Here is a 24,919-nt window from a genome sequence, read left to right as displayed (position 1 = left end):
TAGAGTTCAATTCCGGATGAATACTGTCTCCGGCTACCGCTCACGGCTGCGTGACCGGCTTCCTCATTTCGGCCGGCGGCAATTATAGGCCTTGCGGAAGCCCGCGGCCTGGGCGTCGTCCTCCGAGCAGAACCAGCGATCCGGCTTGGTGGTCGCGGGGTAACTCGGGCAACCCCGTAGATGGTAGATGCCGATATTGCCGGTGACGCGCGCGCGCACCGCAAGCTTACCCTTAATGCTACAGCTCGGCGGCATGTTCAGATCCTCGGGAAACAACGCCGTGCGAATCTCCTTGTCGCGGTCGGCGCGGCAGGCGGCACCCAGGAGCGCGCCGTCCTTCTTGCCAGCGCGGAATTCTTGCGGTGCAACAAAGCAGCCCTTCCAGATCCCGGCCGAGGCCGATTTCGCGTCGGCTGCCGCCGACTTGACGTTCGCCTTGATCGGCTCGCGCGCGATGGCAAAGCCGAGCTTGACTAACTGCTCGTTCAAGCTGGTCTTGTCGCCCTCGGCCGTGCAGATCGCGCGGTGCCGCTTGCCGAAGCTTTTTTCGGGGCCGACATCGTCGCAACGCACGGATCGTTTGCCGATCAGCTTCGCGAGCTGGTCGCGGGCCTCGATGCCGCAGGTCCAGGGATCGGCGTGATCGTCGATACAGACCTGGTCCAGCTCGGGCGCGTCGACGCCGTCGAGGCGGTAGGTGACGTCGCCGAGCTGGATGGCGTTGCCGTCGCGGACCGTCGCGGCGGCGGTCAGTGCAGAGGCGGGGCCGGAGGTGCCCAGAAATCCGGACAAAGCGAGAAAGAAAACCAGCGCGAAAGCGCGAGCGGCGGAAAATGAATTCTCGAAGGACATACGGTCTCGCTATCGATTGGTCTTTCGCCTTGTTCCTAGCATCCGGATGTGGCGATACCAATGGTCTGCGCCCTGCGAAGTGCGACATTCCGGCCCCGCGGCTTTACTCAGCCGTAGCTCTGATCCTATCGTTGCCCGGCCTCGCGGACCGCGGAGGCCGAATCGCCCGTGAAGCGGCGAGGGAGGGAAAAGGTTGCGATGAAAGACCCCGTGGACGTCCTGATCATCGGTGCCGGCGCTTCAGGCGCGGCGGTGGCATGGTCGCTGGCCGAGACCAAAATGCACATTCTCTGCCTGGAGCAGGGTGGCTGGATGAACCCGGCGGAATATCCCAGCACGGGCCGGGACTGGGAGGCCAAGTTCTACGGCGAGTGGTCGTCGAGCCCCAACATCCGCGGCCGGCCCGAGGACTATCCGATCAACGACGACAATTCGCCGATCAAGGTCGTCAACTACAATGCGGTCGGCGGCTCGACGGTGATGTACACCGCGCATTGGCCGCGGCTGCATCCCTCCGATTTCAAGGTCAAGACGCTCGACGGCGTCGCCGACGACTGGCCGATCGACTACGACGCGCTGACCCCGTTCTTCGAAGAGAATGACCGGATGATGGGGACGTCAGGCCTGTCGGGCGATCCGCTCTCGCCGCTGACGCATCCGCCGATGCCGCAACAGCCGCTCGGCCTGTCCGGCGCCATCATCGGCAAGGCCATGAACGAGCGCGGCTGGCACTGGTGGCCGTCGGACACGACGGTCGCGACCATGGATTATGAGGGCCGCGCGCGCTGCATCAATCTCGGCCATTGCACGCCGGCCTGCGCGCAAGGCGCAAAATCCTCGACCGACATCACCTATTGGCCGCACGCGGTCCGCGCCGGTGTCGAGCTGCGCACCCATTGCCGGGTGCGCGAGATCACCACCGACGAGAACGGCTTGGCCACGGGCGTGGTCTACTACGACAAGGATGGCGTCGAGCAGTTCCAGCCGGCGCATGTCGTCATCATCGCCTGTAACGGCGTCGGCACGCCGCGGCTGCTGCTGAACTCGGCATCGAACCGCTTTCCGAACGGGCTTGCCAATTCGTCCGGCTTGGTCGGCAAGAACCTGATGTTCCATCCCTATGCGCAGATCTACGGCTACGTGAAGGAGCCGACCGATAGCAACCGTGCGCCGCCGACCTGCCTCTGGAGCAAGGAGTGGTATGACACGGACTTGTCGCGCGGCTTCGTGCGCGGCTACGGCGTCCAGTTCGTTCGCGGCGCGGGGCCGGTGTTCGAGGCTGTCGTCAGCGAGCAGAAGGGGATCTTGCCGTGGGGCGCCGATCATCACCGCATCTTCCGCAAGCTCAACGGCCACCGCCTCGGGTTTTCCGCGATTTGCGAGGACCTGCCGGAGGCGCATAACCAGGTCACGCTCGATCCGGTCTTGAAGGACTGCCACGGCATTCCCGCGCCGAAGATCGACTACACGATCAGCGAGAACAGCCGGAAGATGATGGAGCATGCGCTGGCGCGCGGCCGGGAGATTCTCGAAACGGCGGGGGCGAGTGACATCTGCGTCAACTCGCCGATCCCGTGGGGCGGCTGGCACCTGCTGGGCACGGCACGCATGGGCGCCGACCCCGAACGCTCCGTCGTCAACGAATGGGGCCGCTCGCACGACGTGAAGAACCTCTTCATCGTCGATGGCAGCGTCTTCGTCACCTCGGGCGGCGTCAACCCGACCTCCACCATCCAGGCCATCGCGCTCTACGTCGCCGACCAGATGAAGCAACGCCTCGCCAATTTGTTCGATTGAGAATGATATGTCCGCAGAAAATCAACTGACACGCGCCCAACGCGACGACCTTCGCACCATCGCCGCGATGATCGTTCCCGCCAGCGACGCGTACAAGGTGCCCGGCGCCGATGATCCCGCGATCCAGGCCGACATGCTGGCGACGCTTGGCCGTGACAGCAAATTGGTGGCAGCGGCGCTCGACCATCTGGCGCGGCTTGTGGGCCAGCCGTTCGCCGAGCTCGATGAGGCAAAGCGCGACGCGGTGGTGCAGGAGTTTCGCAATTCCGGCGGCGCGGCCGCGGTGACGCTCGTCCGCGTGGTGCTGCAATGCTACTACCGCGACGACCGTGTGCTGCACTCGCTAGGGCTCGAGCTGCGCGCGCCGTTCCCCAAGGGTTACGTGCTTCCGGATGGCGACTGGTCCCTGCTCGACCCGGTCAAGGCAAGGGCGGGCTCGCTGCGGCGGGTGCCCTAAGCGGCCACTTGCGCTGGAGGGAACAGGCCACCATCTGTGTGACCCTCAAGGACTCTTGCCATGCTGGATTTTACCTCAGACATCGTCGATGACGCATCGTCATCGCGAGCGACAGCGGCTGCCCCGGACAATGACCGGGTCCTGCTGGACGCCTATTCCAATGCCGTGATCGACGTGACCGATCGCGTCGGCCCTGCGGTGGTGCGCGTCGAAACCGGGCCGAAAGTGCCGAACGGCCGCGAGCGCGGCGGGCTCGGCTCCGGCATCGTGATCTCGCCGGACGGGCTCGTGCTCACCAATAGCCATGTGGTCGGCTCGTCGAAGGAGATCCGGCTGCGGGACGTCGAGGGTAATGTCGGCGAGGCCCGCGTGCTCGGTGTCGATCCCGATACCGACCTCGCGCTGCTGCGCGCCAACGGCGTGCGTGACTTGCCCTATGCCGCGCTCGGCAACTCCCAGAACCTGAAGCGCGGCCAGCTCGTGATCGCGATCGGCAATCCGCTCGGATTCGAGTCGACCGTCACCGCTGGCGTGGTCTCCGCGCTGGGGCGCTCGATCCGCTCGGTCAGCGGCCGCACCATTGAGGACGTGATCCAGACCGATGCCGCGCTCAATCCCGGCAATTCCGGCGGGCCGCTGGTGTCGTCGAATGCCGAGGTGATCGGCATCAACACCGCCATCATAAATGGCGCGCAAGGCATCTGCTTCGCGGTCGCCAGCAACACCGCGCAATTCGTGCTGTCGGAGATCATCCGCCACGGCTATGTCCGCCGCGCCTATATCGGCGTTGCCGGGCAGACCGCGCCGATCCCGCGGCGGCACGCGGTGCTGGCCGGCGTCGAGAACAAGATGGGCGCGCTGCTGGCGCAGATCGAGCCGGACGGGCCGGCGGCGAAGGCGGGCCTGTTGTCCGGCGATGTCGTGATCAGCCTCGACGGCGTCGGGATCAATGGCGTCGACGACTTGATCCGCGTGCTCGACCGCGACCGGATCGGCCGGCGGCTGGCCATGGACGTCCTGCGGCTTGGCCGGCTGCGGGCGATCGACATCGACCCGGTCGAGCGCAAGCCGGCCCGCTAGCTGTGGTCTTTCAGGAGGTTGTCCATCTGGCCTGAACCGAGGAAGCTGAGGTTGCGAAGCTTCAGTGTTCCAAGGAGAGACCAGATGAACGTCCACAAGAATGCGCCTTTGACGCCCAAAGGTCGAGAGGCGATGGTCCGAAGCGTGGTCGAGGGCGGGCTGACCCAAGCCGCCGCGGCCGCGACCCCGAGTTCGACCGCGGCAGCACCAACTACCAGCGGCATCTTGGGGACGCTGCTCGCAAGCCCAACCCTGCGTCGCGCCGATCCTTCGTGGTCCCTTCGCCGCGAAGGCATCTGCCTGATCGCGTCCGCTATCTCCGTCATTGCGAGCCAACGGGTCCGGCGAAGCGCGGCCCGATGACGGGCTCCGCGAAGCAATCCAGACTGTCTCCGGGGAAAGACTCTGGATTGCTTCGTCGCAAGGGCTCCTCGCAATGACCAGGAGAGAGTTCGGGCCTAACCGCTACTCCGCAGCCACCGCAAAGCGGCTGTTCTCCAGCTCCGCTTCCAGCCGCGCCTTCTCGGCCGCGGCCAGCTTGATGTTGGCCTCCTTGACGTGGCCGAAGCCGCGGATCGTCTCCGGCAGTCGCGCAAGCTTTGCCAGCAGCGGGATCTGCTCCGCCTTCAGCCCGGCGATCCGCTGATCGATCATGCCGAGATAATCCGCGACCAGCTTCCGCTCGGTCCGGCGCTCCTCAGTGCGGCCGAACGGATCGAACGCGCCGCCGCGCAGGAATTTCAGCTTGGCCAGAACGCGGAAGGCGTGGATCATCCAGCCGCCGAATTCCTTCTTCTGGAGATGTCCGGTGGTCTTGTCGCGCTGTGCGAAGATCGGCGGGGCCAGATAGAACTTCAGCTTGAAGTCGCCGTCGAATTTCTCCGAGACCTTCTTGGAGAAGCTGCCGTCGGTATAGAGGCGTGCGACCTCGTACTCGTCCTTGTAGGACATGAGCTTGAACAGATTTTTGGCGACAGCCTCAGTCAGCTCCACGGACGCGGGCGAGGCAGCTGCTTCCGCCTTGCGCACCTTGGCGACGGCCGCGAGGTAGCGGTCGGCGTAGGCCTTGTCCTGGTAGCCATTCAGAAACTCCGCGCGGGTCGCGATGACGTCGTCGAGCGACTTCGCCGGCGCGGACGCCCGGCTCCTGAACTGGAGCACGCTGCGCACCCGCGACATGTCATGGGCGGCGAGACGTCCCCAGGTGAAGGCAAGCTTGTTCATCTCGATGGCGGCGCCGTTGATCTCGATGGCGCGGAGCAGCGCTTCCAGCGACAGCGGGATGGCGCCCTTCTGGAAGGCGAAGCCGAGCATGAAGGGATTTGTCGCAATCGAATCGCCCATCAGCGCCGAGGCAATGCCGGTGGCATCGATGATGTCGAGGTTCTTGTCGCCGACGGCGTCGCGCAGCACGGTCTGCATCGTGCCCATCTCGAAATCGAGATCGGGGTTTTGCACGAAGCTCGCGGTGGGCTGCAGGTCGGCGTTGACATAGGCCTTGGTCACGCCGCGCTCGGCACGACTGAGCGCGGAGGGACCGGCCGAGACGATCATGTCGCAGCCGAGGATGACGTCCGCGCCGCCCGTGGTGATCCGGACCGCGGAGATGTCTTCCGGCTTCGCGGCGATGCGTACATGGCTCATCACCGCGCCGTTCTTCTGCGACAGGCCGGTGAAATCCAGCGCCGAGCAGCCGCGGCCATCGACATGGGCGGCCATGCCGAGCAGCGCGCCGATGGTGATGACGCCGGTGCCGCCGATGCCGGTGACGAGGATGTTGTAGGGCGCCTCCAGCTCGCGGGCAGGTGGCAGCGGAAGGTCGGCGAACAACTGGCCTGAGTCTACTGCCGAGGTCTTCATGCGCTTCAGGCTGCCGCCATGCACGGTGACAAAACTCGGGCAAAAACCTTCGACGCAGGAAAAGTCCTTGTTGCAGTTCGACTGATCGATCTGGCGCTTGCGGCCGAATTCGGTCTCGAGCGGCTGCACCGAGACGCAGTTGGAAGCCTGCGAGCAGTCGCCACAGCCTTCGCAGACCAGCTCGTTGATGAAGGCGCGCTTGGCGGGATCGGGATAGAGTCCACGCTTGCGGCGGCGGCGCTTTTCGGCCGCGCAGGTCTGGTCATAGATGATGACCGTGAGGCCCTTGATGTCGCGCAGCTCGCGCTGAACGGCATCGAGCTCGCGGCGGTGATGAATGGTCGCGCCCTGCGGGAAGTAATTGCCTTCAGGGTATTTGGCGGGATCGTCCGAGACGATCGCGAGCCGCTTGACGCCTTCGGCCCAGACCTGGTGCGCGATCTGCGCGACGTTGAAGCCGCCCTCGGCCGGCTGGCCGCCGGTCATGGCGACGGCGTCATTGTAGAGGATCTTGTAGGTGATGCTGATGCCGGCGGCCGATGCCGCGCGAAGGGCGAGAAGCCCGGAATGGGTATAGGTGCCGTCGCCGAGGTTCTGGAAGATGTGCTGCTCGGTGGTGAAGGGCGCTTGTCCAATCCAGTTCACGCCTTCGGCGCCCATATGCGAGATCAGATCGGTGCGGCGCGTCGGCATGCTCAAAGCCATGCCGTGACAGCCGATGCCGGCCATAGCGCGGCTTCCTTCGGGCACGCGCGTCGAGGTGTTGTGCGGGCAGCCCGAGCAGAAGAACGGCGTGCGCGCGAGCTTGATCTGCGTGCTGGTGGTGACGGGGTTGTCGAAGGCCTCGAGCCGCGCGAGCCGCTGCTCCAGCACCGGGCTGTGATGGCCGAGCTTGCGCAACCGCGCCACCAGCGCGGCCGCGACCAAGGTCGGCGTCAGTTCGCCCTCGCTCGGCAGCAGCGGTGCGCCGCGCTCGTCGCGTTTGCCCGTGACGGTCGGGCGGCGGGACGCATCGATATTGTAGAGGATGCGCATCAGCTGGTCTTCGATGAAGCCGCGTTTCTCCTCGATCACCAGGACGTCTTGAAGCCCTTCGGCAAAACGCTTGGCGCCGCTTTCCTCCAGCGGCCAGGTCATCGCGACCTTGTAGATGCGCAGGCCGAGGTCCTGCGCGTCCTTGTCGGTAATGCCCAAATCGGCGAGGGCCTGCCGCAGATCGAGATAGGCCTTGCCGGTCGCGACGATGCCGAGACGTGCTGGCTTGGAGTCGAGCACGATGCGGTCGAGCTGGTTGGCGCGGGCGAAAGCCTGCACCGCCGCCATCTTGGGGCCGAACAGGCGCCTCTCCGCGTCCAGCGGCGGATCGGGCCAGCGGATGTTGAGGCCGCCGGGCGGCATCTCGAAATCGTCGGGGAGCTTGATCTGGATGCGTTCGGGATCGCTATAGATCGAGGCCGAGCTCTCCACGGTCTCGCTGATCGCCTTGAAGCCGACCCAGCAGCCGGAGAAGCGCGACAGCGCAAAACCATAGAGGCCGAGATCGAGATAATCCTGCAGCGTCGCCGGATTGATCACGGGGATCAGCGCCGCTGCGAACACCTGCTCGCTCTGATGCGCCAGTGTCGAGGACTGGCAGCCGTGGTCGTCGCCGGCAAGCGCTAGCACGCCGCCATTGAGCGAAGTTCCGGCCGCATTGGCGTGCTTGAGCGCATCGACCGAGCGGTCGACGCCGGGTCCCTTGCCGTACCAGATGCCGAACACGCCATCGACCTTGGCGCCGGGAAACAGGCCGACCTGCTGGCTGCCCCAGACGGCGGTCGCCGCGAGGTCCTCGTTGAGGCCGGGGACGAAGGCGATGTCGTGCTGCTGGAGGTGCGACTTGGCACGCCACAGCGCGTGGTCGTACATGCCGAGCGGGGAACCGCGATAGCCCGAGATGAAGCCGCCGGTGTTGAGGCCCTGGAGCCGGTCGCGTTCGCGCTGCAACATGGGCAACCGGACCAGCGCCTGCGTGCCGGACAGGAATATCCGCTTCGATTCGAGCCGGTATTTGTCTTCCAGCTCGACCTGCATCAGCGTCATTTCAGAAGTCCTTGTCTCTCGTTCGACTTTATTCGACTTGGGGTTTGCGCTGCGGGAGGGATTGCGGCTGCGCGACGCGAATTGTGACAGTCAAAGGCATGGGCCAGCGAAGTCAATATCGCTGGCCGCATTCGTGGCGCTCCTGCTAGTCATGGCTTCCAGTGGAGAACACCATGGGCGACCTCTATCCGTTCTCGCTGCAGCAAAAGATCGCCGTCATCACCGAGAACTCGCCGTATTGCTCAGGTGCCGACAATGCTTCTTCGAATCCCTGGGGCATGGCGATCATCCCGATGGAAATGCTGAGCGTGCTGTTCCAGTACCGCTCGAAGAGCGATCGTTGCCGGCGAAGGGACCAGCCGTCGGCCTGTTCGCCGATCAGGAGATCAGGTTGGTGAAGGGCCCGCTCTTCGTCGAGGAGTACGAAGTCGAGTGCGAGGTGGTCGCGCTCTCCGGCAGCCGCCGCACCGAGAGTGCGTGGGTCAAGACGCGCGTGTTCGACAAGACGAATTCGGCGGTCGCGACCATGCTGCTGAACATGGCGACGCTGAAGGATTCCTACGCGCCGTATGAGGAAGAATATCGGTGGCTGTAGGGAGAGACTGCCCGCTAAAAGTGAGCTTCGTTGTCGCTCATCCTCTAGGCAAATGCCCGTTGCCAAGCCGTCGCACAGCGAATAAGCAGCCGCGAGCACTCTCGATAACGCGCTGATAGCGCAGCGAATTTGCGCGCTTCGTCTTCCCGATCGTCATTGTACACAATGGCACGGCGCTTGCAGAACTCCTGGCACTGAGAGTTCTCGCGAGGGGCGGCGTCATGTTGAACTCAAGCAAGCCGACATTGGGCGTCATCAGCGCCGAACCCGGGCCGATCGAGCTCGACTTGTCCGCCACCGCGCTCGTGATCATCGACATGCAGCGCGATTTCATGGAGCCCGGTGGCTTCGGCGAGACGCTGGGCAACGACGTCAGCCAGCTCGCGCGCGCGGTGAAGCCGATCGGTGCGGTGCTGAAGGCCGCGCGCGACACCGGCATGCTGGTGATCCACACGCGCGAAGGCCATCTGCCCGATCTCTCCGACGCGCCACCGGCGAAACTCGAGCGCGGCGCGCCATCCTTGCGCATCGGTGACCCCGGCCCGATGGGCCGCATTCTCATTCGCGGTGAGGCCGGCCACGACATCATCCCGGAGCTCTATCCGCTCGACAGCGAGATCGTGATCGACAAGCCCGGCAAGGGCGCATTCTACGCCACCGAGCTCACCGACGTGCTGGAGAAATACGGCATCGAAAATCTGCTGGTGTGCGGCGTCACCACCGAAGTGTGCGTCAACACCACCGTGCGCGAGGCCAATGACCGCGGCTATCGCTGCGTCGTCATCTCGGACGGCTGCGCATCCTACTTCCCTGAATTTCACGAGATGGGCCTCAAGATGATCAAGGCCCAGGGCGGCATCTTCGGCTGGGTCGCAAGCTCAGCCGCGGTACTGGAGGCGATGCCAAGCTCCAGATCGACACTATGCTGGGCTCGACCATGAATGCGGCTGCGATCGTCGGCGGAATGGCCGCCGACAAGGCCGACGCGGTCAAGGCTGCCGCGATCGCAGCACTTCCGCAGCAGGGCGTATTCTATCACGGGTTGGACGTGATGGGTGGCGGCTCCATTCTCGGCGGCCTGATCCTGGGTGCCATCGGCGTCTTCATCATCGAGCGTGATTTCGAGAAGGCCGCGGCGTTTGCCCTGGTTGGCGCCGTGCTCACCTATTTCGGCTTCATGCACGGCGAGGCCGTGGGCATCGGCGGTGGGTTCGGCGTCACGCCGTCCGTCGCTTTCGCCTACGCCGTGATGGCAGCCGGGCTGTACGCTCTCAGCCGGCGCAGCAGCGAGAACTACATGCCGCATGCGGAGATGACGGCCGCGCCGGCGGAGTAGCTATCCGCCCTTGACGGCCCCCGCGGTGAGCCCGGCGACGATCTGTCGCTGGGCAAACACCGTCAGCAGCAGTACCGGGAACGTCACGATCAGCGCCGCGGCCGCGAGCGGCCCCCAGCTAAGCTGGTCGAACGAGATCATGTTGTAGACGGCAACCGGCAGGGTGCGTGTCTCGCGTCCCGCCAGCACGATGCCGAACACAAAATTGTTCCAGGAGAAGATCACGGCCAGGATGAAGGCGACGGCGATGCCGGGCTTGGCGATCGGCAGCGCGACATGGCGGAAGACCTGCCAGCGTGTGGCGCCGTCGATGAGGGCTGCTTCTTCCAGCTCCATCGGCGTCGTCTCGAAATAGCCGATCATGATCCAGATCACGATCGGCACCGTGACCACGAGGTGGATGATGATCTGCGGCACCAGCGTGCCGAGCAGTCCCAGCCACTGGAACATGAGAAACAGCGGGATCAAATAGGACAGGCCGGGCGTGATCCGGGCGATCAGGATCACGATCGCGGATTTGTGCGCGGCCATGCGTGCGATGCCGTAACCGGCGGGGACACCGACGATCAGCGCGTGCAACGTCGCGCCGCCTGTCACGATCAGGCTGTTGATGAAATAGGTCAGGAAGCGGTTCGAGGCGAGCACGTCCGCGTAGTTCTTCCAGGCGATATGCTCGGGGAAGAACACCGGCGGGTAGGCGGCGTTGTCGATCTCGAATTTGAGCGACAGCGACAGCATCCAGAGAAAGAACAGGATTGCCGGCGATACGATGACGAACACCGAAAGCCACAGGCCGATTTTGCCGATGATCTGACGGGGTGTCATGCGTCGCTCGAGATTTCTGTCCACAGCATGCGCTGTCGGGCATAGAGCATCACGGCCGCAAGCGCGACGATCAGCAGGAAGAACACCACCGCGATCGCCGAGCCGTAGCCGAGGTCGTAATAGGAGAAGGCGACGCTGTAGAGATAGATGTTGATGGTCTCCGACGCCGATCCCGGTCCGCCCTGCGTGATTGCGAAGATGATGTCGAAACTTTTCACGGCGTCGATCATGCGGATCATGCCGGCGATGAACAGGAACGGCATGATCAGCGGCAGGGTGATGAAGCGGAAGACCTGCCAGATATTGGCGCCGTCGATCTGTGCACTTTCATAAGGCTCGGTCGGAATCGCGGCGAGGCCGCCGAGCACGATCAGCATGACCAGCGGCGTCCATTGCCAGGTCTCAACCAGCACCAGCGAAGGAATGACGGTCGCGGGATGGAACACCCAGAGCTGCGCAGGGATCCCGACCAGTGACAGCAAATAGTTCAGCACGCCGAGCTGCGGGTGGAACATCATGGTCCAGACCAGCGCGATCGCCACCGGCGTCGCCATCATCGGCATGATGAAGACGCCGCGCAGGAAGCCGCGGCCGGGGAATTTCTGGTGAAACACCACGGCCGCAAACGTGCCGAGCACGAGCGGCAGCAGCACGGACAGTGCGGTGTAGAACAGCGTATGCCCGATGGCCTCGATGAAGCGGGGATCGCTCGTCAGCCGCAGATAATTGGAGAATCCAGCGAAGGTGGTCGCCGAGCCGACCTTCCACTCGTTCAGGCTCATCCAGATCGTGAAGACCCACGGGAAGATGATGATCGCGAGCACGACGACCAGCGCCGGCACCACGAACGGCCAGTAGGACGGCGGCCGCAACTCTTTCTCCGGCGCGGCATCAGACTTTGCCGCGCCCGGAGTCGATTGTGTCAACGCACTCACGTCTTCTCGCTACGCTCCAGGATCGGCCGGTACTGATCGTTGGCCTTCTTCAGCTCGGCGGCAGGATCGGCGCCGGACAGGGTCGCGGTGACCGCGGCGCCGACGATGTCGCGGAATTCGGCGACCGGGATCACGACGGGCAGGCCCAGCTTGCTGATCTTGCCGGAATCGATCACCGATTGCAGCCACTCCTTGGTCTTCACGCCCTTCTGGACTTCGGGATCGCCGAGGATCGAGTTGCGGAACGGCACGCCGCCACCGGCCTGCAGCAGCCGCGCGCCCTGGGTCTTCGAGACCACCCATTGGCAGAGCAGATAGGCGGCTTCCTTGTTCTTGCTCGCCGCGGCAATGCCGATGCCGTCGCCATAGGTCGAGGAATATTGTCCCTTGGGGCCGGCGGGTACGACGGTGTAGCCGACCTTGCCGACAACGCGCGAAGCGGCCGGATCTTCCAGCGGCGGCGCCCAGCCGACGCCGTCGATCCACATCGCGGACCGGCCTTGCGTGAACGAGGCCATCGACTCCATCCAGTTGAAGCCGGCGACGCCTGGAGGCGCCGATTTCGTCAGGAGTGTCTGATACAGCTTGGTCGCGGCAATCGCTTCCGGACCGTCGGTCAGGATGTTGCCCTTGGCGTCGAGGAATTCCCCGCCATAATCGAGGAAGAAGTTGCTCCACATCGCCATGTTGGCGTTGCGCAAGCCGCGCCCGACAAAACCGTAGATGCCTTCCTTGGCATCGGTGAGCTTCTCGGCCGCCGCGGCCATCTCGTCGAGTGTCTTGGGCACGGCGACGCCCTTCTTCTCGAACAGCTCCTTGTTATAGTAGAGGATGAAATAATCGACCGACCACGGCAGCGACAGCATCTGGCCCTTGTCGTTCTTGGCGTATTGCAGGCCCGCGGCCGAGAAATCGCTCTCCACGAGATCAGGGGCGGTCAGCGTCGGATCCTTCATGAAGGGCGTCATGTCGGCGAGCCAGCCGCCCCTCTCGAACTGCCGCTTCTGCACGTGATAGCTGAGATGGACGACGTCGAAGCTCGGCCGTCCCGAGGTCAGCTCGATCACCACCTTCTGGCGCTGCTGCTGCTCGGGAATCTGCTCGGATTCGACCTGAATGCCGGTGAGCTCGGTGAACTCCTTGACGTATTTTTGCAGATTGTCGCCGCGGGGCCCCTTGGCGAGGATCACCTCAAGCTTGGTCCCGGCGTATTTCTTCCAGTTCACCTCGGCGCGCGCCGGCAATCCCGTCAGGCTGAGCGCGCCAGCGGCGGCAGTGCCCGTTAAAAGCGTACGACGCGAGATTTTGTGGTTGACCACTTTAGGTCCCTCCCTGTGACTCAATTTGGGCGGATACTAGCGGCCGTTCTGCGTCTGCCTAGTCCTAATCTGCGGAATTCAGGGCCGCACGGCCGGCGTTTCCACACTCAGGCCGCGCGCCCGCGACATCAGATAGAGTTCGAGCGCAACGAGCTCGGGCGAACCGTAATCATAGGCCTGGGCGCGAACGCCGGTCATGCAGCTGCGCAGCCGCCGCTCCAGCGAGCCCAGCGTCTGCCATTCCAGGCGATAAAGCGGATAGCCGGTCGGCTGTCCTTGCGTGATCGGCGCGCCGGCAAGACGCTTGTTGTAGTTGTCGTCGTGGCAATTGGTGCAGGCAAGGTTGAGCTGGCCCTCACGCTGCATGAAAAGGTCGCGGCCCTGTTCGACAAACGGCTTCAGCTGCGGATCGTCGCCAGCCGTGATCGCCGCGCCGCGCGATTGGTGCGCGACGAAGGCGGACAGGGCCAGCAGGTCGCGGCTCTCGTACGGCAGCGGCGTTGCCTGCTGATGATTGCTGCGGCAAAGATTGATGCGCTGGTCGAGCGTGACGGGGCGCGTCAGCGCCTTGTCGAAGGCCGGATAGCGCGCCGCGACGCCCTTCATGCTGCTGCGCGCATCGCCGTGGCAATCCGCACAGGCTTTGTCGGCGCTGCCGGTCTTCTTCGTCCACAACGCCTCACCGTCGAGCACGAACAGCATGCCGGGATTTGACGTGTCGTCATCCTGCATCGCACGTGTGTCAGGCCCCATGAACGAATAGCCGGAGCGGCGCGCGTCCGGCGGAATCTCGCCGGCGAGCAGGGCAGGGGTGGTGGCGAGGAGCGCCGCCGCCGTCGCTATCGCGCACCAAAAATTCATTCGACGGTGATCGACGCCGATGCGCTCGACGAATAGCCGTTGTCGCCGGTCCACTCGAACTCGAACTTGCCGCTCTCCTTCGCGACCGTGAAGAACGACAGATAAGGGTTGGCCGCGATCGCCGGAAACAGGTCAGCACGAAAAATCTCGGCGCCGTTGTAGCGGCACGTAAAACTCGTGATGATGTCGCGCGGCACCGGCGCGCCGTCCGCGGTGTGCCGGAAGCCGGTTTCCATGATGTGCGAGGTCAAAGTGCGGATCTCGACGACATCGCCGCGCCGGGCTTTTGCCGGAACGTTGATCAGCGCGGCCATCAGTTCATCTCCTCGGTGCAGGCGGCCAGCGTCACGACGATTTCGGTCGTGACCTGCCAGAACGAGTCGTCGGAAAGACGCGCGATCGCCACCACCTTCTGGGTGTCGGCGAGCCGGATCCGGGTCGAGATTTGGGCGCGGCCGGAGGAGGGGCCGAGATAGAAATTGCCGATGTTCGGCTGCGGGTTCTTCTCATTGAAGACGTGGATGCTCTTGACGTAGTCGTCCGCCCTCATCGGGCTGGCGACGCTCACGGTCATCGGCACCGTGTTGCCGTTCTCGACCAGCGGCGGAATGTCGAGCTTCACCCTGCCGGTGCGCACAGGTGCTTCGCCGACCACGTTGCGGATCGCGGTGGTGAGCATCGCGGGCGTCGCTTGCAGCGGCCGCAGGGTGACGATCGGGATCGTCCCGGCGGCCGCGACGCCTCCGGCGATACTCAGGAAATGTCGTCGCGTGGTTTGCATGGACCTAGTCCCGAAGCGCTGCAAGAAAGGCCACGATGTCCTCGATCTCCGTGGCCGACAATATCGGCCTGCCGGCGAAATTGCGCCCGACGCGCATGAGGTGGTCGTTGCGATAATAGGACGGCATGATGGTCTCCGGGTTGAAACGCGCCGCATCGACCAGTCGAAGCCGCAACTGGCTCGTGGTCCAGCGGTTCCCCGCACCTGTGAGATCAGGCGCGAGGTCGCCCTGGAACCGCGTTTCGGAGAAGGGGCCGGAATGGCAGAGGATGCAGGTGGTGGTGCGCGCGAGCACAAGCGCGCGGCCGCGCGCGGCATCGCCGGGCGCGCCGGTGAGCGATTCCGCAATGCCGTCGCCGGCGATGTTGTAGGGCAGGAGTTCCTCTGCCCCTGCATGGCAGGCGAAGGCGAAACTGGCGGCGATCAGCGCTGCGATATGGATCGATGATCTAGCCAAAGGTGTCTGCCGTGATGGTTTGAAACCAGCGCTCGGCTTCAGTCGCTTCCCGGGCGCGCAACTCGCGCGGAGCATCGACCGGGCTGGTCGCGCCGCCCTCGACCTCGGCGAAGATGTCGCCCTTGGGCTGGTAATTGCCGGCGAGTGAAAAGCCGTAACCGGGCGCGACAATGTTGTAGCAGATGCCTGTCAATCGCGGCGTTTCCGGCGCCCGACCGGCGAGGAGATTCACGATGGCGGCAGCACAGGCCTTGCCCTGTGCGCCTGCAGCGGACGCCGATTTGGGAATGCCGCCGCCGAGGCAGGCATCACCAATGACGTGGATGTTCCGGACGAGTTTTGACTCAAAGGTAACAGGATTGATCGGGCACCAGCCGGTTGCATCCGCAGCGCCCGCGATCTCGGCAATACGCCCGGCGCGCTGCGGCGGGATAACATTGGCGACGTCGGGGGTGTAGTTGCCGAACTCGGTGACGATGGTCCTGGTCGCGGGATCGACCGAGGTCACGCGGCCGCCTTGCGACAGTCCGATGCGTTCGATCATGTCGCCGTAGAGCTCCTTCCACGCCTTCTCGAACAGCCGCTGCTGCGAGAAATTGTCCTTGGCATCGAGGATCAGAACCTTCGAGCGCCGCTTCTTCGTCTTCAAATAATGCGCGATCAGGCTGGCGCGCTCGTAAGGCGCCGGGGGACAGCGCGAGGGATTGGCGGGGATCGCAATGGCGACAGTGCCGCCGTCCGGCATTGCCTCCAACTGCCGGCGCAGCAGCAGCGTCTGCGCGCCTGCCTTCCAGGCGTGCGGCATTTTTTCTGATGCCGCGTCGTCGTAGCCGGGCAACGCTTCGAAATGGAAGTCGATGCCGGGGGAGAGTACGAGACGATCATAGGGCAGCGCAACGCCATCGGCCGTGATGACGCTGCGCAGCTGCGGCTCGATCGTGGTCACGGCCTGGCCGATCACGGTGACGCCCTCGGCGCGGAGCCTGTCATAGCCAAACTGCTGCGCGTCGATCTCGCGCAGGCCGGCAATCACCGCGTTACTGAAGGGGCAGGAGGTGAAGATCGCATTGGGTTCGATCAGGATGACTTGCAAGTTTGCCTGCGCGCGCTTCAGCGCGCGGGCGCACGCAGCGCCGCCAAAGCCGCCGCCGATCACGACGACGCGGCCCGCTGATTGCGCGCGCAGGATGGAAGGTACGGCGAGCGATGTTGCCGCGACGGTGATGCCGAGGACGGCATTCCGCCGTGTCATCGGCGCTTTCATGGGCCTCATCCGAAAAATGCTGCGGCGGCCATGGTGGCCGCCGCAGCTGTCGTCTCAGGCGAAGGTGATGTTCTGGTCGCGCAGCGGCACCGAGCGGATGCGCTTGCCCGTCGCCGCGAAGTACGCATTGAGCACCGCCGGCGCCGCGACGCCGATGGTCGGCTCGCCGACTCCGCCCCAGAACCCGCCGCTCGGCACCATCACCGATTCGACCTTCGGCATCTCATTGATGCGCATCGAATTGTAGGTGTCGAAGTTGGTTTGCTCGATCTTGCCGTCCTTGACGGTGCAGCCGCCGTAGAACAACGCGCTAAGGCCATAGACGAAGGAGCCCGCGATCTGCCGCTCCACCTGTGCCGGATTGACGACGTAGCCGGGATCGGTGGAGGCGACGATACGAAGCACCTTGATCTTGTTGCCGTCGGTCACCGAGATTTCGGCAGCGCCGGCGACATAGCTGCCATAGCCCATCACCTGCGCGATGCCGCGATAGACGCCCTGCGGCGCCGGCGTGCTCCAGCCGATCTTCTCGGCCACGGCATTGAGCACCGCGAGATGCTTGGGGTGATTGCCCATCAGCTTGCGGCGGAATTCGAGCGGGTCCTGGCCTGCGGCCTGGGCCAGCTCGTCCATGAAGCATTCCATGTAGATCGCGTTGTGATTGACGTTGACACCACGCCAGAAGCCGGGCGGAACGTGCGGGTTGCGCATCGCGTGCTCGACCAGCAGGTTCGGCACGGAGTAGCCGAACGCGGCTTCGCCGGTCTGGGCGACGCCCTGGAATGCGGCCGGATCCATGCCGTTCTGCAGCGCTTCGGGACGCAGCGAGAACAGGATCGACTGCCCGGACAGACGGTAGTGCAGCGCGACCAGATTGTTGTCGGCATCGAACGCGCCGGTCATCTTACACTGGGTGATCGGGTGATACTTGCCGTGCGCCATGTCCTCTTCGCGAGACCACAACAGCTTGATCGGCGTGCCCGGCATCTCCTTGGCGATGATGACGGCCTGGCGAACATAGTCGGTCTGGCCGCGCCGGCCGAAACCGCCGCCGGGCATCACCTTGTACACGTCGCACTTCTCCGCCGGCAGGCCGGAGGCTTCCAGCACCGCCGCGAAGACAGCTTCTCCGTTCTGTGTGCCACACCAGACCTCGCATTTGTCCGCCGTGTAGAGCGCCGTGGCGTTCATCGGCTCCATGGTGGCGTGGTTCTGGTAGGGATAGCTGTAGACGGCCTCGACCTTCTTGGCGGCAGTTGCAATCGCCGCCTTCGCGTCGCCGTTCTTGTTGCCGACATAGGCCGGCTGCGCGTTGTCGAGGCCCTCGGCCAGCCACTTTGCAATCGATTCGCTCGAGACCTTGGCGTTGTCGCCCTCGTCCCAGACGATCGGCAGCGCCTCCAGCGCGGTCTTGGCGTGCCACCAGGTGTCGGCAACGACCGCGACCGCGGTATCGCCGACCTTGACGATCTTCTTGACGCCCTTCATCCCGGCGATCTTGGCTTCGTCAAAGCTCTTCACCTTGCCGCCGAACACCGGGCAGTCCTTGATCGCGGCGTTCAGCATGCCCGGCAGCTTGACGTCGATGCCGTAGATCATGGTGCCGGTGGTCTTCTCGGCGGTGTCGAGCCGCTTCACGCCCTTGCCGATCAGCTTCCAGTCCTTGGGGTCCTTCAGCTTGACGTCGGCCGGTGGCGTCAGCTTGGCCGCGGCCTCGGCGACCTTGCCGTAGGTCGTGGTCTTGCCCGAGGGCGTATGGGTGATGACGCTGTTGGCGGCCGTGCATTCGGATGCCGGCACTTTCCACGCTTCGGCGGCGGCCTGGATCAGCATCACGCGCGCGGTGGCGCCGCCCTTGCGGACGTAGTCTTGCGAAGAGCGGATGCCGCGGCTGCCGCCGGTCGAGAAATCGCCCCAGACGCGCTTGCGGGCGACGCTTTGGCCGGGCGTCGGATATTCGGTCGAGACTTTCGACCAGTCGCATTCGAGCTCCTCGGCGACGAGCTGGGCGAGGCCGGTGAGCGAGCCCTGGCCCATCTCGGAGCGGGCGATGCGGATGACGACGGTGTCGTCGGGCCGGACCACGACCCAGGCGCCGATCTCGGGGGAGCCGTCGGCGGCGCGGACCACGGCGGGGCCGCCGAAGGGGATATCGAGGCCGATTGCGAGACCTGCGCCGACCGCGGCGGTGCCGATGACGAAGGCGCGGCGGTTGAGCCGCGGTGAAACATGCTTATTCATGTGGCGGCTCCTTACGCGCTTGCGATCGTGTGGATCGCTTCGCGCACCTGCTGGAAGGTGCCGCAGCGGCAGATATTGGTGATAGCCTCGTCGATGTCAGCGTCGGTCGGCTTGGGCTTCTCGTTGAGGAGCGCCGCCACCGCCATGATCATGCCGCTCTGGCAATAGCCGCATTGCGGCACGTCCTGGGCGATCCAGGCTTCCTGCACCTTGTGCAGCGACTTGCCGGAGGCGAGCCCTTCGATGGTCGTGATCTTCTTGCCCACGGCCTCGCTGACCGAAACCCCGCAGGAGCGGGTGGCGACGCCGTCGATGTGAACGGTGCAGGCGCCGCATTGTGCAATGCCGCAGCCATATTTGGTGCCGGTCAGACCGGCATTCTCGCGGATTGCCCACAGCAGCGGCGTATCCGGCTCGACGTCGAGCGTGAAGGCTTTTTCGTTGATTGTAAGGTTTGCCATCGCAGTCCCCTGATTGGTCCAATCCACCGATAGGACTCAGGGGCGCAATGTGTCCGGCAAATTGGAAACCTTCAAATCAACAGTCTGAGGGGTGGCTGGACCTGGCTGGACCCTCCTTGGACGCCCGCGGCACGGCTTGGGGCGACGTATGCCGGCGTCCGCGTGCAGACACCCTTGGAACCGAGAGCGACAGTTTGTCCGTTTTGCCGGGGTGCAAGTCGACAATGCTCTGCTACAGTGGGATCAAGCCAAAAGGGGTTCCATGAACGCACCGCAGCCTTGCAACGTCCTGATGCTCTATCCGCTGTTCTCGGCAGAATCCTTCTGGAGCTTTGGCGAATCCTGCAAAGTGTTGGGCGTGAAGCGCCCCGCCGCCCCCTTGGGCCTGATCACCGTTGCCGCGATGTTGCCCGAGAGCTGGACGGTCCGGCTGATCGATTGCAACACGCAATCCTTCGGCGACGAGGATCTGTCCTGGGCCGACGTCGTCTTCACCGGCGGAATGATGCCGCAGCAGGCCGACACGCTGCGCCTGATCGAAACGTGCCGTGCTGCGGGCAAGCCGGTGGTGGTCGGCGGTCCCGATCCCACCTCGAGCCCCCACATCTATAAGAGGGCCGACTTCCAGGTGCTCGGCGAGGCCGAGAGCGTCATCGACGAATTCATCGCGGCCTGGGACAGTGGCGCACGGTCCGGCGTCTTCATCGCACCGAAATTCCAGGCCGACGTCACCAAAACGCCGGTGCCGCGCTTCGACCTGCTGAAGTTCGAGGACTACCTTTATCTCGGTGTGCAGTATTCGCGCGGCTGTCCGTTTACCTGCGAGTTCTGCGACATCATCGAGCTCTATGGACGCGTGCCGCGGACCAAGACAAACGCGCAGATCCTGATCGAGCTCGATACGCTCTACGCAATGGGTTACCGCGGCCATCTCGACTTCGTCGACGACAATTTCATCGGCAACAAGAAGTCGCTCCGGCTGTTCCTGCCCCAGCTCGCCGAATGGCAACGCGCTCACGGCTATCCCTTCGAATTGTCGACTGAAGCCTCGGTCAATCTGGCCGACGATCCCGAGCTATTGGACCTGATGGGTGCGGCGAACTTCTTCGCCATCTTCGTCGGCATCGAAAGTCCGGACCCGGCGACGCTGGTCGCGATGCGGAAAAAGCAGAACACGCGGCGCAACATCGCCGAGAGCATCCACAAAATCTACGCCGCTGGCATGCTCGTCACCGCGGGTTTTATCGTCGGCTTCGACAATGAGAAGCTCTCGATGGCGGATGCCATGATCGACTTCATCGAAGAGGCGGCGATCCCCGTCAGCATGGTCGGCCTGCTCTATGCCTTGCCGAACACGCAGCTCACGCGCCGGCTGGAGCGCGAAGGCCGGCTGCACCCGGGCCACGACCTGGCGCCGACCATCGGCGCCGATCAGTGTACCGCCGGGATCAACTTCGATCCGGTGCGCCCGTTGCGCGACATCCTGATGGACTATAAGCGCGTGCTGGAGCACATCTACAGCCCGGCTGCCTATGCGAGGCGCATCGACCGTCTGATGACGCTGCTCGACCGCTCTCGCCAGCGCCAGGAGCTCGCCGAAGGCGATATCCGCGCCCGGATCGGCGCGATGGAAACGGTGCACAAGGTGGTCACAGCCCTTCCCGAGGCGCGCGGGCCGCTGTGGCAGACCTTCATGAACTGCGCCAAGCGCGACACGTCATCGGCGCGAATCGCCGTGCAGATGATCGCTGCCTATGCGCATCTCGGACCGTTCTCGCGCAAGGTCATCGATGCGATCGACGCACGCCTCGCTGCGCTCGACGAGGAGACGGTCATTCCGGTGGCGACGATTGACGCGACGGCGGCTCGACATCTGGCTTGAGGGTCTACTTCACCGCCAGCCGCAAAAAGCTCATCACGCTGCCGAGCGCGGCGAAACCGGCGCCAAGTGCCAATGCGACGATGGCGCCATCGCGACCTGCCAGCGCGAAGCAGAGGGCGGCAAGTGCCGCTCCGGTGGTCTGCCCGGTCAGGCGCGCGGTTGCGACGATGCCCGAGGCGCTGCCGCTGCGGTGAGGCGGCGCGCTCGACATCACCGCCTTCATGTTCGGCGCCTGGAAGAACCCGAACCCCATGCCGCAGATCACCATCCGCCAGATGATGTCGGGGATAGCGGGATTGGCCGGAAGCATCGCGAGCAGCGCCATGCCGATGCCGAGCAGCACGAGGCCGATGCCGCCCAACAATCCGACCGCATGCCGGTCGGAGAGGCGCCCCGCGATCGGCGCCATGATGCCGACCACCAGCGGCCACGGCGTCATGAAAAATCCGGTCTCGACCTGCGAGCGGCCCAGCACGTCCTCGAAATAGAACGGCAGCGAGACGAAGGCGAGGCCCTGCACCGCAAAGGAGCACACGGCCGTCGCCGCCGACAATGCGAACATCGGCCGGCTGAACAGGTCGATCGGCAGCATCGGCGCCGGATGGTCGGCATGGCGGCGCGTCAGGACGAAGCCGAGCACGAGCGCCGTGACCAGCTCGATGCCCACGACCACAGGCGAGAGATTATGCGCGGCGCTGCCGATGCCCGTGATGAACAGGCCGAGGCAGGCCGACGCCAGGATCGCGCCGAGAAAGTCAAAGCCGTGATCGGCGCGCGGCGTCTTCGGCAGCATCGCAAAGCCGATGCCGATCGCGACGAGGCCGAACGGGATGTTGACGGCGAACAGCCACGGCCATGGGCCGACCGCGAGAATGGCGGAGGCAATCGACGGCCCGAAGGTGAAGGCGGTCGCGACCACCAGCGCGTTGTGACCGAAGCCGCGGCCGAGCATCCTGCTGGGATAGACGAAGCGCACCAGCGCCGTGTTGACGCTCATGATGCCGCTGGCGCCGAGCCCTTGCAGCGTGCGCGCAACCAAGAGACTGTCCAGCGACCACGCCTCCGCGCAGAACAGCGAGGCGATGGTGAACAGGATCAGGCCGCCGAGATAGATGCGCTGGTGCCCGACGATCTCGCCGAGCGCCCCGAGCGGCAGCAGCGTCGCCACCAGCGCGATCTGATAGACGTTGACCACCCAGACCGACTGCTCTGGTGTGACATGCAGATCGGCGGCAATGGCGGGCAGCGCGATGTTGGCGATCGCGGTGTCGAGCGAGGCCATCGCCAGCGCGGTGAAGATCGCGGCGATCGCCCAGCGCCGCCGCGCGACCGGCAGGCCGTCGGAAATGGTGTGGTCGGGCTCGCGCGCGGCGGCAGGTAACGTGATTGTCATTGCCTTGCGCGTTGCTCCGGCGGCGGGGCTGATAAGGACTCGGCATGTACTACGGCCGGGGCGCCTGCCACAGGCATATGCTTGCATGCTGTGTATGCGCGAAGGCTGGGCGATGAGCCTGCGCGCCGGCGTATGATCGCTGCTGCAATTTCAGGGGATCGCCATGCACATCGTCGTTCTGCCCGGTGACGGCATCGGACCAGAGATCACGACCGCGACATCAGGCGTGCTGCGCGCGGCCTCCGAGCGCTTTCAGCTCAATTTGCGGCTGGAGGAGCACGCGATCGGGCATGCGAGCCTCAAGCAGTTCGGCACGACCGTGCGTCCCGAGCTGCTCGACATCGTCCGCGCCGCCGACGGCCTGATCCTGGGGCCGACCGCGACGTTCGATTTCAAGGACGAGGCGCATGGCGAGATCAATCCGTCGGGGCACTTTCGCAAGAACCTCGACCTCTATGCCAATGTCAGGCCCGCGCGCACTTACGCAGGGAGGCCCGGCCGGGTCGGCGATTTCGACCTCGTCGTGGTGCGCGAAAACACCGAGGGGTTTTACGCCGACCGCAACATGGAGCAGGGCAATGGCGAGATGCTGGTTACGCCAGACGTCGTGATCTCGCTGCGCCGGATCACGCGCCTGTGCTGCGAGCGCATCGCGCACGCCGCCTGCCGTCTCGCGATGAAGCGGCACAAGCATCTCACCATCGTGCACAAGGCCAACGTGCTCAAGATCGGCGACGGCATGTTTCTGGATATCTGCCGCGAGGCGGCGAAAGGCTATCCCGGCCTCGCGGTCGACGACATCCTGGTCGACGCCATGATGGCGCATGTGGTGCGCAACCCCGATCGTTTCGACGTCATCGTCGCCACCAACATGTTCGGCGATATCCTGTCCGATCTCACGGCCGAGCTCTCCGGAAGCCTCGGCCTCGGCGGCTCGCTCAATGTCGGTGACCGCTACGCCATGGCGCAGGCGGCGCACGGCTCGGCGCCTGACATTGCAGGCCAGGACGTCGCCAATCCGGTGTCGCTGATCCTGTCGACGGCGCTGCTGCTCGGATGGCACGGCGAGAACAGCGGCGCGGTACGTTACGAGGAAGCCGCGCGAGCGATCGAGGCGGCGGTGGCGACGGCGATCGGCGAGGGCAGGGCGACGCGCGACGTCGGCGGCAAGCTCGGCACGATCGCGGCCGGGGCTGCGATCGCGGAGATATTGCAGGCGGGGTGAGGTGCTTCTGCGGGTCCTTGCGCTTTTTTCTTAGGGGCCAAAACAAAAAACGCGAAAACAACCCCATGCATAGTAGAAGGCCCCTTGATCGATAAGGGATTTTCGAACCGCGTCACGACGACATTCGCGGCCGCGATCACGTTGATGCGTCGGGCAAAACACTGGCAGGATGCTAGAGTGGCAGCGGTCGGGGAAAAGACCGGGGCCTGCGCTCATGAATGCGCGACGTCCGCTTCGAGAGCGTAGGATGGGTTGAGCACTTGCGAAACCATCGCGTGTCACGTTGGATGCTGTCGGCTTCGCTGCGCTCTACCATCCCACAAGCTGAACTCTCCGGCAGCCTCGGCCTCGTCGGCGCCCTCAGAACTGATACCTCCTCAGTCCCCCATCCACCGGGATCACCGTCCCCGTGATATACCGAGCCACGGGCGAGGCCAGAAACACCGCCAACGCCGCCAGATCTTCCGGCTCGCCCCAATAGCCGACCGGGATCTCTTCCTCCGCAAAGCGCTCGCGATAGTCCGGCGCGTAGTTGCGGCGGATCTGTTCGCTCATGATGCGGCCGGGCGGAATGCTGTTGATGGTGATGCCGTGCTCGCCGATCTCGCGCGACAGGCCCTTGGCCCAGGCGTGCACGGCGGCTTTCGCCGCGAATGCGGCGTTGAGGCCTTCCGGCTCGGACTTGCCGGTGATGTTGACGATGCGGCCCCATTTGCGTTCGATCATCTGCGGCAGCAGGGCATGCGCGATGCGGCGGTAGCTGGTGAAATTCAGCGCGATCGCTTCGTCCCATTTGCTGTCGGGCGCATCGACGGGGAGGGGGCGGCTGCCGCCGGCATTGTTGATGAGGATGTCGACATGGCCGAGCTCTTTTAGCGCGAAGGCCGAAATCTTCTCCGCCGCGTCCTTTTCCATCACGTCCTGCTCGAACGGCGTGATCAGGCCGGAGCCGACTTCCTTCACCAGCTCGACGAGCAGATCGGCGCGCCGTGCCACGCCGACCACGCGTACGCCTTCGGCAGCCAGGCCCTTGGCGATGGCGCGGCCGATGCCGACGCTCGCGCCTGTGACGACAGCGGTTTTTGATTTGAGCCCGAGGTCCATGATCACACGCTCTCTTGTTTGCTTTTGCTTGTTGCTGTTGGTTTTGTTGTTCGTTTCCTGCCCTGTCCACGTCAGGGTGATTTGCCCGACCGGGACGAGCAGTGGTAACCAA

Annotated in this window: 20 protein-coding genes and 2 pseudogenes; 8 read left to right on the top strand and 14 right to left on the bottom strand. The window is 64.5% G+C overall.

Going from position 1 to position 24,919, the window contains the following annotated elements:
- Window positions 1-63 precede the first annotated feature (63 nt).
- Complete coding sequence (locus ABIB00_RS16130; protein WP_354052359.1) at window positions 64-852, bottom strand: thermonuclease family protein; 789 nt, start codon at window positions 850-852, stop codon at window positions 64-66.
- Window positions 853-1,050: 198 nt separating this feature from the next.
- Between ABIB00_RS16130 and ABIB00_RS16125 the strand changes: the two genes are divergently transcribed.
- Genes ABIB00_RS16125 through ABIB00_RS16115 form a run of 3 tightly spaced genes read left to right on the top strand, consistent with a single transcriptional unit; the run spans window position 1,051 to window position 4,186 of the window.
- On the top strand, window positions 1,051-2,649 hold the full coding sequence (locus tag ABIB00_RS16125) for a GMC family oxidoreductase (protein ID WP_354105022.1): 1,599 nt from the start codon (window positions 1,051-1,053) through the stop codon (window positions 2,647-2,649).
- A gap of 7 nt (window positions 2,650-2,656) precedes the next feature.
- Window positions 2,657-3,106, top strand: a complete 450-nt coding sequence (locus ABIB00_RS16120) for a gluconate 2-dehydrogenase subunit 3 family protein (protein WP_354105021.1) — start codon at window positions 2,657-2,659, stop codon at window positions 3,104-3,106.
- 60 nt (window positions 3,107-3,166) lie between these two features.
- On the top strand, window positions 3,167-4,186 hold the full coding sequence (locus ABIB00_RS16115; RefSeq protein WP_354105020.1) for a S1C family serine protease: 1,020 nt from the start codon (window positions 3,167-3,169) through the stop codon (window positions 4,184-4,186).
- A gap of 465 nt (window positions 4,187-4,651) precedes the next feature.
- Here the strand turns inward: ABIB00_RS16115 and ABIB00_RS16110 are convergent, their stop codons facing one another.
- Window positions 4,652-8,128 carry an indolepyruvate ferredoxin oxidoreductase family protein gene (locus ABIB00_RS16110; RefSeq protein ID WP_354105019.1) on the bottom strand — a complete coding sequence of 1,159 codons (3,477 nt, stop codon included), beginning with the start codon at window positions 8,126-8,128 and terminating at the stop codon, window positions 4,652-4,654.
- Between the two features lie 164 nt (window positions 8,129-8,292).
- Between ABIB00_RS16110 and ABIB00_RS16105 the strand changes: the two are divergent.
- The 3 genes and pseudogenes from ABIB00_RS16105 to ABIB00_RS16095 form a co-directional block, all read left to right on the top strand.
- Window positions 8,293-8,723, top strand: a pseudogene (locus ABIB00_RS16105) (hypothetical protein); the annotation flags it as partial.
- Between the two features lie 221 nt (window positions 8,724-8,944).
- Entirely contained in the window at window positions 8,945-9,664 is a 720-nt protein-coding gene (locus tag ABIB00_RS16100; RefSeq protein WP_354105018.1) for a cysteine hydrolase family protein, read from the top strand.
- Window positions 9,625-10,059 (top strand): annotated as a pseudogene (locus ABIB00_RS16095) (regulator); the annotation flags it as partial. The gene ABIB00_RS16100 and the pseudogene ABIB00_RS16095, both read left to right, overlap by 40 nt.
- Here ABIB00_RS16095 and ABIB00_RS16090 read toward each other — a convergent pair.
- The 10 genes from ABIB00_RS16090 to ABIB00_RS16045 form a co-directional block, all read right to left on the bottom strand.
- On the bottom strand, window positions 10,060-10,884 hold the full coding sequence (locus tag ABIB00_RS16090; RefSeq protein ID WP_354105017.1) for a carbohydrate ABC transporter permease: 825 nt from the start codon (window positions 10,882-10,884) through the stop codon (window positions 10,060-10,062).
- Window positions 10,881-11,819 carry a carbohydrate ABC transporter permease gene (locus ABIB00_RS16085; RefSeq protein WP_247348229.1) on the bottom strand — a complete coding sequence of 313 codons (939 nt, stop codon included), beginning with the start codon at window positions 11,817-11,819 and terminating at the stop codon, window positions 10,881-10,883. Before ABIB00_RS16085 ends, ABIB00_RS16090 begins: the two co-directional genes overlap by 4 nt.
- Window positions 11,816-13,138: an ABC transporter substrate-binding protein gene (locus tag ABIB00_RS16080; RefSeq protein WP_247348232.1), complete on the bottom strand. Its 1,323-nt coding sequence runs from the start codon at window positions 13,136-13,138 to the stop codon at window positions 11,816-11,818. The genes ABIB00_RS16085 and ABIB00_RS16080 overlap by 4 nt, the downstream gene beginning before the upstream one ends.
- Window positions 13,139-13,216: 78 nt before the next feature.
- Window positions 13,217-13,999: a sulfur oxidation c-type cytochrome SoxA gene (gene soxA / locus ABIB00_RS16075; protein WP_354105016.1), complete on the bottom strand. Its 783-nt coding sequence runs from the start codon at window positions 13,997-13,999 to the stop codon at window positions 13,217-13,219.
- On the bottom strand, window positions 13,996-14,313 hold the full coding sequence (gene soxZ, locus ABIB00_RS16070; RefSeq protein WP_247441222.1) for a thiosulfate oxidation carrier complex protein SoxZ: 318 nt from the start codon (window positions 14,311-14,313) through the stop codon (window positions 13,996-13,998). The genes soxA and soxZ overlap by 4 nt, the downstream gene beginning before the upstream one ends.
- Entirely contained in the window at window positions 14,313-14,780 is a 468-nt protein-coding gene (locus tag ABIB00_RS16065) for a SoxY-related AACIE arm protein (protein ID WP_354105015.1), read from the bottom strand. Before ABIB00_RS16065 ends, soxZ begins: the two co-directional genes overlap by 1 nt.
- A 4-nt stretch (window positions 14,781-14,784) precedes the next feature.
- On the bottom strand, window positions 14,785-15,237 hold the full coding sequence (gene soxX, locus ABIB00_RS16060; RefSeq protein WP_354105014.1) for a sulfur oxidation c-type cytochrome SoxX: 453 nt from the start codon (window positions 15,235-15,237) through the stop codon (window positions 14,785-14,787).
- A complete protein-coding gene (locus ABIB00_RS16055) occupies window positions 15,230-16,501 on the bottom strand; it encodes an FCSD flavin-binding domain-containing protein (RefSeq protein ID WP_354105013.1) in 1,272 nt (423 codons plus the stop codon). The genes soxX and ABIB00_RS16055 overlap by 8 nt, the downstream gene beginning before the upstream one ends.
- Before the next feature lie 54 nt (window positions 16,502-16,555).
- Window positions 16,556-18,742 carry a xanthine dehydrogenase family protein molybdopterin-binding subunit gene (locus ABIB00_RS16050; RefSeq protein WP_354105012.1) on the bottom strand — a complete coding sequence of 729 codons (2,187 nt, stop codon included), beginning with the start codon at window positions 18,740-18,742 and terminating at the stop codon, window positions 16,556-16,558.
- 11 nt (window positions 18,743-18,753) lie between these two features.
- On the bottom strand, window positions 18,754-19,203 hold the full coding sequence (locus tag ABIB00_RS16045) for a (2Fe-2S)-binding protein (protein WP_247348246.1): 450 nt from the start codon (window positions 19,201-19,203) through the stop codon (window positions 18,754-18,756).
- A 262-nt stretch (window positions 19,204-19,465) separates the two neighbouring features.
- Between ABIB00_RS16045 and ABIB00_RS16040 the strand changes: the two genes are divergently transcribed.
- Window positions 19,466-21,085, top strand: a complete 1,620-nt coding sequence (locus ABIB00_RS16040) for a B12-binding domain-containing radical SAM protein (RefSeq protein ID WP_354105011.1) — start codon at window positions 19,466-19,468, stop codon at window positions 21,083-21,085.
- 4 nt (window positions 21,086-21,089) lie between these two features.
- Here the strand turns inward: ABIB00_RS16040 and ABIB00_RS16035 are convergent, their stop codons facing one another.
- On the bottom strand, window positions 21,090-22,478 hold the full coding sequence (locus ABIB00_RS16035; RefSeq protein ID WP_354105010.1) for an MFS transporter: 1,389 nt from the start codon (window positions 22,476-22,478) through the stop codon (window positions 21,090-21,092).
- 163 nt (window positions 22,479-22,641) lie between these two features.
- Between ABIB00_RS16035 and ABIB00_RS16030 the strand changes: the two genes are divergently transcribed.
- On the top strand, window positions 22,642-23,703 hold the full coding sequence (locus tag ABIB00_RS16030) for an isocitrate/isopropylmalate dehydrogenase family protein (RefSeq protein WP_354105009.1): 1,062 nt from the start codon (window positions 22,642-22,644) through the stop codon (window positions 23,701-23,703).
- Between the two features lie 360 nt (window positions 23,704-24,063).
- On the opposite strand, the gene ABIB00_RS16025 is transcribed toward ABIB00_RS16030, so the two are convergent.
- On the bottom strand, window positions 24,064-24,807 hold the full coding sequence (locus ABIB00_RS16025) for an SDR family NAD(P)-dependent oxidoreductase (protein ID WP_354105008.1): 744 nt from the start codon (window positions 24,805-24,807) through the stop codon (window positions 24,064-24,066).
- Window positions 24,808-24,919 lie beyond the last annotated feature (112 nt).

This window comes from Bradyrhizobium sp. LB14.3 (genome assembly GCF_040547985.1).
In the GTDB taxonomy this organism is placed as follows: domain Bacteria; phylum Pseudomonadota; class Alphaproteobacteria; order Rhizobiales; family Xanthobacteraceae; genus Bradyrhizobium.
Note: the sequence above shows the minus strand (reverse complement) of the source record. Positions and strands in the feature narration are given on the sequence as shown.